This window comes from Pediococcus acidilactici DSM 20284, assembly GCF_000146325.1.
GTDB classification, from domain to species: domain Bacteria; phylum Bacillota; class Bacilli; order Lactobacillales; family Lactobacillaceae; genus Pediococcus; species Pediococcus acidilactici.
In genome coordinates this window covers 1,619,703-1,632,348 of sequence record NZ_GL397067.1, presented here as the reverse complement: position 1 = coordinate 1,632,348, position 12,646 = coordinate 1,619,703, and the positions used below count along the sequence as shown (strand labels likewise).

The 12,646-nt window shown below is 36.3% G+C and carries 12 protein-coding genes and 1 pseudogene; 5 read left to right on the top strand and 8 right to left on the bottom strand.

Translation table 11 applies throughout. The features are described 5' to 3' along the window. The first annotated feature begins 111 nt into the window (after positions 1–111). The 3 genes from HMPREF0623_RS07815 to HMPREF0623_RS07805 all read left to right on the top strand — a co-directional run bounded on the left by HMPREF0623_RS07815 (position 112) and on the right by HMPREF0623_RS07805 (position 2,728). Positions 112–960 carry an IS3 family transposase gene (locus HMPREF0623_RS07815; RefSeq protein ID WP_004166631.1) on the top strand — a complete coding sequence of 283 codons (849 nt, stop codon included), beginning with the start codon at positions 112–114 and terminating at the stop codon, positions 958–960. A 54-nt stretch (positions 961–1,014) separates the two neighbouring features. Next, entirely contained in the window at positions 1,015–1,884 is an 870-nt protein-coding gene (locus HMPREF0623_RS07810) for a hypothetical protein (RefSeq protein ID WP_004166630.1), read from the top strand. Positions 1,885–2,077: 193 nt separating this feature from the next. After that, a complete protein-coding gene (locus HMPREF0623_RS07805; RefSeq protein ID WP_080542511.1) occupies positions 2,078–2,728 on the top strand; it encodes a dihydrodipicolinate synthase family protein in 651 nt (216 codons plus the stop codon). Positions 2,729–2,770: 42 nt separating this feature from the next. Here HMPREF0623_RS07805 and HMPREF0623_RS07800 read toward each other — a convergent pair whose 3' ends face one another. From HMPREF0623_RS07800 to HMPREF0623_RS07790, 3 genes are all read right to left on the bottom strand, one after another. Beyond that, on the bottom strand, positions 2,771–4,105 hold the full coding sequence (locus HMPREF0623_RS07800) for a dihydrolipoyl dehydrogenase family protein (RefSeq protein ID WP_002831210.1): 1,335 nt from the start codon (positions 4,103–4,105) through the stop codon (positions 2,771–2,773). A 152-nt stretch (positions 4,106–4,257) separates the two neighbouring features. Further along, positions 4,258–4,830: an MFS transporter gene (locus HMPREF0623_RS07795; protein WP_229785793.1), complete on the bottom strand. Its 573-nt coding sequence runs from the start codon at positions 4,828–4,830 to the stop codon at positions 4,258–4,260. Next, complete coding sequence (locus HMPREF0623_RS07790; RefSeq protein WP_004166627.1) at positions 4,803–5,036, bottom strand: hypothetical protein; 234 nt, start codon at positions 5,034–5,036, stop codon at positions 4,803–4,805. The genes HMPREF0623_RS07795 and HMPREF0623_RS07790 overlap by 28 nt, the downstream gene beginning before the upstream one ends. Positions 5,037–5,634: 598 nt before the next feature. On the opposite strand from HMPREF0623_RS07790, the gene HMPREF0623_RS07785 reads away from it, so the two are divergent. Further along, on the top strand, positions 5,635–6,585 hold the full coding sequence (locus HMPREF0623_RS07785; RefSeq protein WP_004166626.1) for a magnesium transporter CorA family protein: 951 nt from the start codon (positions 5,635–5,637) through the stop codon (positions 6,583–6,585). A 74-nt stretch (positions 6,586–6,659) separates the two neighbouring features. Here the strand turns inward: HMPREF0623_RS07785 and HMPREF0623_RS09490 are convergent. Further along, positions 6,660–7,054: pseudogene (locus HMPREF0623_RS09490) on the bottom strand (recombinase family protein); the annotation flags it as partial. Between the two features lie 26 nt (positions 7,055–7,080). Here HMPREF0623_RS09490 and HMPREF0623_RS07780 point away from each other — a divergent pair. Further along, positions 7,081–7,593, top strand: a complete 513-nt coding sequence (locus tag HMPREF0623_RS07780; RefSeq protein ID WP_229785794.1) for an AlwI family type II restriction endonuclease — start codon at positions 7,081–7,083, stop codon at positions 7,591–7,593. 103 nt (positions 7,594–7,696) lie between these two features. Here the strand turns inward: HMPREF0623_RS07780 and HMPREF0623_RS07775 are convergent, their stop codons facing one another. The 4 genes from HMPREF0623_RS07775 to HMPREF0623_RS07760 form a co-directional block, all read right to left on the bottom strand. Then, positions 7,697–8,872 carry an IS256 family transposase gene (locus HMPREF0623_RS07775; RefSeq protein WP_004166624.1) on the bottom strand — a complete coding sequence of 392 codons (1,176 nt, stop codon included), beginning with the start codon at positions 8,870–8,872 and terminating at the stop codon, positions 7,697–7,699. Between the two features lie 849 nt (positions 8,873–9,721). Then, positions 9,722–11,287 (bottom strand): AAA family ATPase, encoded by a 1,566-nt coding sequence (locus tag HMPREF0623_RS07770; protein ID WP_004166623.1) that lies wholly within the window; start codon positions 11,285–11,287, stop codon positions 9,722–9,724. Between the two features lie 438 nt (positions 11,288–11,725). Further along, positions 11,726–12,091 (bottom strand): hypothetical protein, encoded by a 366-nt coding sequence (locus HMPREF0623_RS07765; RefSeq protein ID WP_004166622.1) that lies wholly within the window; start codon positions 12,089–12,091, stop codon positions 11,726–11,728. A 100-nt stretch (positions 12,092–12,191) separates the two neighbouring features. Further along, complete coding sequence (locus HMPREF0623_RS07760) at positions 12,192–12,644, bottom strand: hypothetical protein (RefSeq protein ID WP_004166621.1); 453 nt, start codon at positions 12,642–12,644, stop codon at positions 12,192–12,194. Between the last annotated feature and the right edge of the window lie 2 nt (positions 12,645–12,646).

The following is a 12,646-nucleotide window of genomic DNA, read 5'->3' as shown; positions in this document are numbered from 1 at the left end:
CGTATCAGGTTGTGCTGACAAATTTGTCCAAAAATTCGGATTAAATTTGCAATCTACCGAAATACAAAATCGGGAGGTGAAACGACCGGACGATATCAAGCGATTCAGGAAATGATAGCCGAAGGCTACTCAGTTAGTGAATTAACCAAAGCAGCTGGAATAACAAGGCAGGCTTACTATAAATGGCTCAAACATAAGCCAAGTAAGCGCGAAATCGAAGAGTCAGAGATTTTTCAATTAATTAAGCAGTTAGAGAATGAGCATAAGCAAAGTGTTGGCTATGACAAGATGACTAGGTTAATCAATTTGAGCCAACAAATTTCTTACAATGTGAATAAGAAACGTATCATTCGAATAATGAAGGAACATGGAATCAAGGCTGACTATCGTCAGCCGACTCGCAAGCGTATCCAGACTCAGCAAGCTTATGAAGCTGAAAACATCCTCAAGCGACAATTCAATCAGACAGCAGCTAATCAAGTTTGGGTTACGGATACCACAGAAATAACATATGGAGTACGGCTTAATAAGGTTCGACTGCATGTGGTATTAGATCTATATGGCCAGTATCCAGTAAGTTGGTTAATTACACCTACTGAAACCGCGGAAGGGGCTATTAAAGCATTTGAAAGGGCACGAGTAAATGAAGGAGCATTAGCTCCGCTTATCCATACTGACCGTGGAGCAGCATATACCTCAAAAGCATTCAACCAGTATTTAGTGATTAACAATGCACAGCATAGCTACTCAGCTCCGGGAACACCGGCAGATAATGCGGTAATCGAGCACTGGTGGGCTGATTTCAAAGCAATTTGGATAGCTCATCTTCCTAAAGCTCAAACGTTGGTAGAACTAAAACAACAAGTCAAAGAAGGCATTACATATTTTACCGAGAAATTTATCTCAGCGAAAAGAAATGACCTTACCGCAGCAGAATATCGCTTTGGCAAGGCCAACTAATTTTTATTATTTAAAGTGCAAACTTGACAGGGTACAGTACCTGAAAATAATAAAGTGTTTTTTACATTTACCAATTTAGAACTAAAAGAATTACTTAATTGTTCAGAACACAAAGTAATTTCTATTAAAAAGCAATTAGAAGAATTTGGATTGTTACGACAAGAAAGTGTGGGGTTTGATCCAAAGCAAAAAAAGAATTTGCCTAATCGGCTTTATTTAGGACAACTCCATCTTACAGCAACCGATGTTTATAAAATGCCTGATTTTTCTAATAAAACGGCTGAAACCCTTGATATGAGCGGAACTGCAAATTCTGCAGTCCGACAAGAAAACGCTGAAACCCTTGGTACAAGCGGAACTGAAAATTCTGCAGTTAATCAAGAAGAATATAATAACTTAGATACTAATAGATACTATAAAGAGACTGCACAGCTAGATTTTTCCACTGCTAATTTTTCAAATGCTCAAATTGAAAAACAAAATCAAGACCTAGTACAACATGCAAAAGAATTTTTGACAGAAGAAGATAATAACCCTATTCCATTTGAACCAGAAACAATACGACTAATTAGTCTATGGGCAAATAATAATCCTAAAATCATTAAAAAAACTATTGGGATTATTCTAAATGCTAGACGAGATGTCCAAGATTTACACAAAGATCATCATCTATTTTTTATCTTAGATCATGAACCAGAATTACAAACCAAGATCACACAAACCTTGCGTCGGTATTTTAATGCTTTGCGAAGCGACGATAAACAGACTAAAAATTACGAGAACTATTTATATATCACTATGAAAAATATGTTTGAAAATTACGGTAGTTCTAAACTACAACGTGAATACAAGTTTGAACACTCAACAAACCAGATAGCGAAGAATAATTTATCAATGGACTTAGGGACGGAGTATCTGAATTAATTAGAAATGCAAAAAATGTAAATAGTCGTTAAAAGCTATAAAATGCCATATAAGCAATTTTATAGTTAAAACGACTAATTATCCGTTTAATCTATAAAAATGGCTGAAACACAAAAATAAACGCCTTAATTGGCTTTTTAATAGCACCAATATAAAATATAGAAAGGGATAAGAACGTAAAACATGAAATGAGATTCAAAGCGAGTTAGCAAAGCATGCTGAAAGTATTGGAGTGGATGCCCTTGCTGCAATCCCACCAATTTACTTTGGATTACCTGAACACGCAATTGAAGCATATTGGACAAGCATGATGGAAGTAACTAATTTAGATTTCATTATATATAATATTCCGCAAACAACCGGTTATGCACTATCAGAAAACTTATTTAAACGTATGATGGCAAAAGAACAAGTTATTGGGGTTAAGAATTCATCCATGCCAGTAATGGATATCAATATGTGGAAATTACGTGCTGGTAAAGATAATATTGTTTTCAGTGGGCCAGATGAACAATTTGTAGGTGGACGCGTAATGGGGGCCGATGCAGGTATAGGTGGAACTTATGGTGTTTATCCAGAATTGTTAATGGAAGCGGATCGGTGCGTTCGTGAGGATGACCTTGAAAAAGCTCTTCAAATTCAACTTAAAATTAATGATTTAATTTCAGAATTGACATCATTTAAAGGTAATTTATATGATGTGATGAAGTTAATCTTAGCTAAACGTGGGGTAAGTGTAGGACGAGCACGTAATCCTTTACCACATGTAGAAGATGATGAAATGGATCATGTTGAGGTAGTACGGCAACATATTGATGATGCAATTGCTGAATTTACTAAATAATAAAAAAACGCCGAGTCTCCTTAAAAGAGGCTCAGCGTTTTTTTAAATCTGTGACCAGACGTCCGCTCCCAAAGTAGGGAAGAGAGGTACGATGCGGCCTAGTTGTTCAGCTGTATATTGAAACTCAATTGCTGGTAATAAAACGTTAATTGCATCGGCAGCATGTTCACTAACTTCAGCTGCTCCTACAAGATGATGGTCTTGATCGTAAATCAAGGTGTTATCACCAATTGTTTCCTTATCAACTTGGCGGAACCATCCGTCAGGAAGATGATTAGTTTTAATGGTGTAATCAGGATTTTGCTGAGCTTCTTCGACGCTCATACCAACCTGTGCGATTTGTGGTGAGGTAAAGACAATGGTTGGGATGGGCGGATAGTTGATTGCGTCAGTAGTCTTTCCTGTGAAAAGTTGGGTTAAATAACTAGATTCAAAGATCGCAGTCGGGGTGAGCTTAGGCTGTTCTTTATCAAGCACATCACCAGAAGCATAGATGTTATCAATGTTAGTTTGAAGATGATCGTTAACTTCGATCCCGTTAGCATTGTAACTAACGCCTACTTCGTCTAATCCGATGTTTTCGATGTTAGGAATTCGTCCGGTAGCATCCAAAATCCAGTCGGTGGTGAGGGTTTCGTGATCGTTATAAGACACGGTAAAATGAGAACCGTCTTCCTCAAAACGATCCACCTGAGCGTTGTAAATGAACTTCACCCCTCGTTTTTCGAGGTCGGCAATGACTTGTTTTACGTAATCTTGATTAAATTTGCGCAACGCCCGATTATGGCGTAAAAGTACAGTGACGTTCGCGCCGGCAGCATTGGCAATCGTGGCAAATTCCATGCCGATATAGCCCGCGCCAATAATTACGATATTTTCAGGAAGCTGTTTGAGGTTCATAAAATCGGTACTGTCATGCGTAAGTTCTGAGCCCATAACATCTAGATGGTGGGGACGTAGCCCCGTTGCAATCACGATTTTGTCAGCGGTGTAGCGCTGTTGATCCACTTCGATGGTGTGAGCATCAACAAATTTTCCACGACCGTGAATAATTTCGATGTCAACAGAGTCGAGTAAACCAGTAATCATGTCCGGCAAGCCGTCGATGACTTCGTGTTCATGTTCTACATTGGCAGTCCAATCCAGCTTTAAGTCACCATTTACAATGCCATCAAGGCGTTCTTGGTGGCGTAAAAGTTGAACCGGGTTGTCCAGCGTAATTTTCGCGTTGCATCCACGGTTTGGACAAGTTCCCCCGATTTTGTCCGCTTCGATAATGGCGACTTTTTTACCACTATTAGCTAGTGGAACCGCCCCGTCGAAGGCACCATGCCCCGCGCCTAAGTACAAAACATCAAATTGATAACTTTCAGTCATTTAATTACCTCCATCCTAAATTTAGGTGAATAAACAATTACCATTGTTGGCACGAGCATAGCAGAGGATAGGTGCGAGTTGCAAGCGATTGCAACTGAAGAGAACAAAAAGCAATCCTTAACTTTAAATAAGGATTGCTAAAAAATATCTTACTAACGTTTTAATGATTTAATCGATAGCATTGAAATACCACCAATCAAGGAAAAAATAAATGAAACAATAAAAATTCCAGAATAACCAAAAAGAATTATGACGGCAGCGGCTAAAACGGGTGCGATAGCTTGTGTAATTGTATTACCTAAGTTGTAAACACCTAAGAAAAATGCAACACGATTTTGATCGGGGATAACTTTTAAGTTTAATAAATTATCAAGTGCGTTCCATAAGCCCATTCCTAAACCGGCAGCTAAGGCGTAAAGAATAATACCAGTATTATTTCTTAAGAAGAACAGGGAGAGATCTGCAATTGCTAATAAGATAGTTGAGAGACCTACTGGTAATTTCAGTATTTTAAATTTATTAGATAGTGGCCCAGCGACTAATCCCATCAAAATGCCAAAAATAAGCATAATCATGTTAACAAGTTGGATAGAAGATTGAGTTTGATTACCACGATGAAGAAAGTCGGTCATTATATATAAAATGTATCCTGTAATTGCAAAGTTTCCAACTCCCTGAAACATTTTTCCTATAAGAGCTAGGTAGTAGTCGCGCCAATTTGCCAAGAAGGAAAAATTAACTTTACATCTTTTAAAGAAAACTTTTCTTTCTTTTTAGTTGAGGTTTCATCTAAATTAGAAGGCTCATGGACAATCAAAGTTGTAATTAATACGCCAGCAAATGTGAATATACCAAAGACTATAAATCCTAGTCGAACCTGGCTAAGGAACAAAGCACCGATAACGTTAAATCCGTTATTACCTAAAGCCATGCCTAGACCACCATAAGCAGAAGAAGCAGTCCCCTTTCCATCTTCAGGTGCAAAGGATAATCCAGATTTGAAAAAGCCAAGAGCTAAAAAAGCTCAACAAACTTTACAACAATAATCGTAAAAAGCGCCTAGAAATAGGCGTTTTTTCATGTTTTGACGTTTGAGAAACGCATTCTAAGTCCAGTTTTTATTAATAAATGGGTTAATGTCCGCTAAATGAATATATAAACTGCGTCATAACTTAACAATTGTGTCGCTTTTTTTGTGCCTTATAATTAAAGGTGTTAAAATACGTCATAACTTACCACCATAAAGCAGTCCAATTAATTTATTGACTTCTAAGTAAAATACCAGGAGTTTTGCTATGAGTTAACTATGATCCTAGGTGGTTACCAAAACATTCCTTAAATTAGGGTCTATAATTATAAATTAGATAATACATTAGAAGTTGGAGACAAGATTGTCTAGATAATGTGTGAGATAAAATTTTTGGCAGGTTATCATACATAAGACAAAATGTTTTTAAAACTGATAACGTATTTATTTCACAACAATTACGCATTTATTTTTGAGAAAAATATAAAGCAGGAGGATTACAATGCTGAAAACTTATTCTTTAACAAAAGATACATTATTAGTTTCGTCAGAATCAAATATCAAAAATTCTTCCGTTGTTTATGTTTATGGTGACGAACGAGAATATATCGAATCTTTTGAACATAAATATGACCTTAAAATAGGCAATATACTAACGTTTGATGATCAAGTTGCATATGACACGATGATAGATCGGAACGATGAAAAAAGTTTGCTCGTAAGTTTTTTGTTTCCCGAGGTACATGAAGGTGGGCATCTACATAATCTGATGACATCTATTGTTTTCTTGGTATTTAAAAATAAGTTGATAATTTTTACAAAACAAAAATTAAAATTCATTCCCGAACTCTTATCCAATATGGTTTTACGTGATGTCAATAATTTCATGGAGGAAGTACTTTTAAAGATCATGCAAAAAGATTTCCATGTGATGCTTAACGACCTTCGTGGAGTCAAGGGAAAAATTGATGATTTAGAATCAGAAATATCAACGTCCGGTCCACTCAGACCAACGTTTGGTGATTTATTGACTCTTCAAAAACACATGATAGCTTTGTCAACAACCTATGGCGCTAATCACAAAGCGCTGGGTTTCATTAACAAAAATTTCACAACTATTAATGATATTGATTTTACCACCAAAAAAATAATTGATGAGATATACGATACAAGCGACACAATGGATAGAATTATTTTAGGTTACAGCCAATATTTGGATGATTTGGAAGATATGATAACCAATATGATTTCGTATCAGCTTAACATGATTATGAAAACTCTAACAGAGATATCAATCGTTTTGACTATTCCAGCGATTATTTTTGGCTTTTGGGGAATCAATGTCCATGTCCCGTTTGAAAAATCTTCTTATGGTGTTTTTGCTGTGCTGATTATCTCTGTTATACTAAGCCTAATTTGCTGGCTTTGGTTGCGACGCAAAAAATATTTGTAAAGTATTTGTGATACCCTAATATGATTTAAAGCAGAATTGCTTTGTTGACTTTTTAAAAGGCTGATTCCTTTCAATAATTTAATAGCTTCAGCGGCTTCCTTCACAGTATGAGAGTTAGAATATTCAAAGATAGCCATATTCCGGCTATCTTCTTTTCTTTTGGGTATACCCTCCTTATAGTTGGGATTGTGTTGCCTTGCAAATATTTTACCGGCTTGCATACGCTCGATAATCATATCACGCTCCATCTCCGCGACCGATAGCAAGGTTCTGACAATCATACGCTCAATTGGGGTGTTATCTATCGTTCCTAAATTTAAAACCTTAATCATTATTTTTCTTTCAATAAGTCATCAATTAAGTTCAATGCTTCTCTAGTATTACGAGCAAAACGATCTAACTTTATGACGATCAATGTGTCATTGGGTTCAATCAGATGGACCAGTCTTTCAAATTGCGGTTGCCTGGTATTACATTTCAGAGGAGAAGTATAGTTTGCGAGAGTCAATGAACCTTACGCTGGATTCAGAAGGATTACCTGTGGCACAAGCAGGAGGACAAAAGAAGAAGCAAGATGAAAATTCTGGTGACATTACCATAGAATACAAGGATCGTACTTTATTTCTTGAAGTAACACTGATGGATAAGAATGCCATTAAACGTGGGGAGTGGGAACCAGTACTTAGGCATACCGTCAATCTTTCTGCTAGTCGCACTGTTCCGGTTCAAACATATTTCATTACTGACGCTGTTGATAAGAACACCGAAAATATTTGGCGTTCTGTGGCTGCAACCGATTTAGAGGAAACCGCTGTCCAACATCGCTCTGTTCGTGCAACCATATATCCTCTGACAATTGATACGTTGATTAAATGGTTACATGATAAAGGTGTAAACGAAAAGGTTATTTGGGATGCCGTAGATACTTCATATAAACCAATAATCGAAACTGATTTCGACGCTGATTGGAAGGCTGACATATTAGCCTCGATATCATCGAATAACTAAATACAGAAAAATACAACAAATATTATCAGACTAGGGACTATACTGGTAGCGTCAAGAATCTTGTGTAAATGAAATGCCTTCGTACATGTAATATGTATCTAACTTAAATAAATGATGCTTCCAAGGGGTCCTGGAGTCCTTTGAACCCTCGGTGGATCCGCTTCAGAGACTTCTCGTTATAAACATTAAACTGAGAAACCAGGAAGCGATCCAGTGAATCTTCCGTTGGAAATTGTTCTTTGTGGTGGGTGGTGCGCTTGAGATGCTTATTAAAGTTCTCAATCAGGTTAGCGGAGTATAGTGATTGCCGGATAGCTGGTGGAAAGTCCATGAAAGTAAGTAAATTCGGCATTTTAAGCAGATCTTTGATTAATTTGGGATAGGTCTGATGCCAGTTGTTGGCGAACTCATTCAGTTTCAGTTCGGCTGCTTCACGGTTGGCGGCCCGATGAACTTGTTTAAGGTCACTGATCACGGCCTTGCGGTCTTTTACGCGAACTTTGTTCATCAGATTCCGCCCAACATGAACCAGGCAACGTTGTCGTTTGGCTTTAGGGAAATGCCGATTCAAGCCTTCATCCAAACCAACTAACCCATCGGCCACAAACAACAGCACATCTTTAACGCCCTGCTTGATCAAGGTTCCCAGCAGTTCAGTCCAGATTCCAGTCGATTCCGTTGGCGCCACTTGGTAGTTCAGCACTTCTTTCGTACCATCTGGACGAATGCCAATCGCAATATGAACGGCTTCTTTTTGAACGGTATCCCGCTTTAACGGCAAGTAAGTGGCATCTAAGAAGATGGCCGCATATTCTGAAGCCAGTCGACGTTGCTGGAAAGCTTGAACCTGTTCATTGACGGCTTTAGTCATGTTGGAAACCGTAGCTTTGGAGTAGTGAGCACCGTACATTTTCTCAATGAGTTCGGCAATTTCAGCAGTGGTAATTCCCTTGGTATACAACTGAATGACCGTTGTTTCTAAATTATCACTGTGCCGACCGTAGGCTGGCAAGGTATGATTTTCAAACCGGCCATTGCGATCTCGAGGAATGGTTAAGTTAAGTTGGCCGTACTTCGTATCAAACGAGCGCTCATAACTGCCGTTGCGGTTATTACCAGTGTTAATCCCAGCGTATGAGTAGCGTTCGTAACCCAAAAACTCTGCCAATTCGGTTTGAAGCAGCTGGTTAATCGCAATTTCGAGGTGGTGACGAAAAACTTCGTCCAAATCTTGCTTTTGGGCTAGTGCAGCGATAATTTCTGTGGTAAGTTCATTCATGGGGAATGCCTCCTGTGATGTTTTCTGTGGTTACTAAATATCATAAAGGAAGGCATTCCCTATTTCTATGCAATTCAGAAATCTTTTATGCATTTACACAAGATATTTTACGCTCTCCTATGTGTCTTATATGGCTACTGTATGAGTGGTTACTATATATGTGTCTATGCTTGTGTGTGGTGTCGTACGTGTGTATCTTGTGTCATGTACTTGTGGTCTATAGTCTTAGTGTTCTTGAGTGGCTCGGCTGTCTGTCCTATGCTGTCGCTGGTGGCTCCGTCATTGCTTGTGGTTTGCCTTGGTGTCTATACCTAGTTACTTATGTGCTCACCTTATAGTTGGTATGTTGTGTTGCTGATATACATGATATGTATATAGATGATGCGTTTATGCTTGTGCCTAGTTGCTCGCTTGTGGTGGAAGGTCAAGACTTTTGCAATCTCAAAATTAAAATAAAAAACGAAATAAAAAATATATGTGGCTCTAGCTGATCGCTAGGACTTTTTATGCATATATTGAATGTTTATACACAATAATGAATATTTATATAGTTGGATAGGTGTAGGAAGATTGAGGCAAACTAAAACATAGAAATATGATTTTTTAAAAATTAATATCGATGGAAATGCCTATTTAATAGGGCGGGGGGTGATTTAGAAAAAAAGATGAAAATTCTGTTAATGCCTCGCCACCTCAAATATATACACAAGGTACCACATCGACTTTTCTTGTTAAAAATATTTTCCACGGTTAAATATATTATTCTGCCAAAAGTGGCAAAAACCTGACTCGGCAATTTACCGAATTAGGCTGTATGTATGGTGGTTAAAAATCTGCCACCATTAGCAATTAATTATTTAATTTTCTGGATTGCTCTTTTGTCATTCCATACTTTTTTGAAAAATCCTTGCTTGTAATAGTTCTATCGCTTCTATCTTTCGGTAATTGTTGCTTTAATTCATTTGATAAATTATTGTATATACTTTGGTTCTTACCTTTACCAGTCTTATTTTTACCGCCTAAAGAGTTACCAACTTGTTTAGATTTATTAGTAATATTCGTAGCCCAATCCAAATACAGTGGAATATCTAATTTATCTTTTTTAATTTTCTTCTTCAATTCAATTGCAAAAGTTGATTCACTCCAAACACCTTTTTTAATATTCCACTTATTCATAATTTCCTTATAGTCACTATATGGATTAATGTTAGGGTCTCCAAAATATTCTTTTGTTGCATTCTTCACAACTTCTTCCAGTGCTCTATTATTATTATCTAATTCTAATTGTTCCCATGCATCTCTACGAGGCGTACTTAATAATTGGTCAAAACAACTTAATTTTCCTATATACATCCAATCTTTCTTGCCTCTGGTTAATCCAGTATGAAGGTTATTAATTGTATAAAAATCATGACTTTGAGGGGGAATTGGTCGGTTTCCCATATAGAAGCATACTTTATCAAATTCCATACCTTGTATGTTATCTGTTACACTTCCACACATGAAATTCCAATAGTCAGGATCAACTGATTCTTTATCAATAGTTGGAATATCTGGGATAGTATTTTTCAATCTTTCTAAATATTTATTAAAGGGATTGAGATAGATTTCAGAATCTTTCTTTTTTGGTGAGACAAAGGGAAAGTCTTCAATTGGAATTATATTTCCATCTTCTAACTTATCGTTGGCTTCTCTGATTCTGTTGTAATCAGGGCTTATTATCATCCACCCATCATTAAAACATTGCTTTAGGTGCATTTGATAATTATGGTTAAATGAATGTTCACTTCTTAATTCCTGATAAAATTCTTCATTAAAATCTTTAGCATTCCAACTAGTAACGGCATCCATTCTATAGTTTTTTCTCAATACTCTAACCTGAATGCTATCAATATAAATTTTCCAGTCATCAACTACATCAAGAAATGTACCGTCTTTTATATTCTTATATAGTTGTTTCATTAGACCATTAAAATTCTTGTCATCATTATCATCAAATATTTGTTTATTATATTCATTTTGCATCCAAAGTGCATCTAAAGCACCTGATTTTTTAATGGCTGGTTGCTGGTGGCTATCTCCATAGCAATAAATATTTACATCTTGTCCTGATTCTTTTTGGTTATTAACATGCATTAGTAAGGATTCAAAGGTAATGCTCGCCATCTTCCCAAATTCATCAATAATTATATTACTTGCTTTATTAGTGCTATAACTACCAAAGTTAACCCTTACCTTTAATAACTTATTTACACGTTTAATACTACCTTGCAATCTGCTACTGGCTGTTTTGTTAGGTGTAGTCAGAAATACATCATTATCATCAATATTTCTTAGTACATCATTTATTGCCGTTGTTTTTCCAGTTCCTGCGTTGCCTACGCATAAGAACATCTTCACGGTTCCATTGCTCATACACACACCTCTATTTTGTTTTTTTCGTTAAAATTTGCTAGATACCTTATATAAGACCTGTACCATTTTTTAATTAATTTAAGTCAATTTATCTATACTAAATATATATAATTGCTTCACGGTAATTTAGTCGTTTCTTATATATAAAGTGATTGACTATTTTACCGTCAAGGATTTATAGTCATTGGGCACAATTCCAGAATGGAATTTGAACAATCTTTTCATTTTGTGGGTTTCAAAATGAAAAGTCCAAGACAACTAGTAGCTAACTTAATAATTACTAGAATAATTAACATGTAATCCTAATTTGGAACTACATCATTATCATTAATTAATACTGTAGTGATTCACGACTCTAATATATAACTACTATTAGTTATGTTATCCACATGCAAAGCCCGCATATGAATAACTCCTGAAGCTATCTAATTATTATGTCTATGCCGTACGATATTTTAAATAGTTATTAATCATGTTAAATGTTTTGCCTTCTGAGATAGGTTTACAACTACGTGAAGGTCTCAAAAGTCCTGCCTTAGTCGGGTTTAACAACTCTGGCTTTAGGGGGATGGTGTGATTAACTTGCTTAATACGGGCATCAAACTCTATCCAATCATATTTTTTTAACATTCCGATGTTATCCCGCATATCCTTAGTGTAAGTTAGATGTGCAAAATCAAAATGATGTTTAGAACCACTTACATTTCTGATATAGATTACAGGTCTTTGCTTAGTGTCGTTATCATTTGTGTATATATTAAAACCTATGACTGTCCCCGTGAAGTGTTCTCGTTCGTTATTCATAGTAATTCCTCCAATTACTTAGCATTTTGATAGCTTTAAAATCCAAAAATGCCGTCATATCAACGTTTGTAGGGTGTTTATTTGGTATAAAATATTCATTTTATTGGCTATTTTTAGCCCTTTTAAGATAGAAGTCTTTATTTTCCTCTAATATATATTGGAGGAATTCCCAATTGGTTTCTGGTACTGATTGAAGCTTTCTTTTGGTTAGTAATCTAACTTTAGAAGGATATTCTAATTTATAGTCATATTGAATAGGATGTTTTTTTCTTATGGTGGAGTCATTCCCTTGATAACCCTTGAGATAACTAGACACCCTAGCATTGAATTGAACTTCATCACCTGTAGCCAAAATACCCAAACTTTGAAATTGTTTAGTGTAATTAATCCACAGATGATCAGCTACTAGATTTCCATTAATATCCGTTAAATTTATTATCAAAAAGGTAGGCTTGCCATGCCCGTTGTATCCAGTCTTATAACCCAGTCTGCTAACAACTCCCACATATGTTCCGCGTTCTTTATTTCCTATTTGCTTAAGTGCGTCTCTCATAA

Bases quoted from the DNA above. Each gene is read 5' to 3' on its own strand.
- HMPREF0623_RS07815 (WP_004166631.1), top strand. From the start codon at position 112: ATGATAGCCGAAGGCTACTCAGTTAGTGAATTAACCAAAGCAGCTGGA.
- HMPREF0623_RS07800 (WP_002831210.1), bottom strand. From the start codon at position 4,105: ATGACTGAAAGTTATCAATTTGATGTTTTGTACTTAGGCGCGGGGCAT.
- HMPREF0623_RS07790 (WP_004166627.1), bottom strand. From the start codon at position 5,036: ATGGCTTTAGGTAATAACGGATTTAACGTTATCGGTGCTTTGTTCCTT.
- HMPREF0623_RS07785 (WP_004166626.1), top strand. From the start codon at position 5,635: ATGCTGAAAACTTATTCTTTAACAAAAGATACATTATTAGTTTCGTCA.
- HMPREF0623_RS07775 (WP_004166624.1), bottom strand. From the start codon at position 8,872: ATGAATGAACTTACCACAGAAATTATCGCTGCACTAGCCCAAAAGCAA.
- HMPREF0623_RS07770 (WP_004166623.1), bottom strand. From the start codon at position 11,287: ATGAGCAATGGAACCGTGAAGATGTTCTTATGCGTAGGCAACGCAGGA.
- HMPREF0623_RS07765 (WP_004166622.1), bottom strand. From the start codon at position 12,091: ATGAATAACGAACGAGAACACTTCACGGGGACAGTCATAGGTTTTAAT.
- HMPREF0623_RS07760 (WP_004166621.1), bottom strand. From the start codon at position 12,644: ATGAGAGACGCACTTAAGCAAATAGGAAATAAAGAACGCGGAACATAT.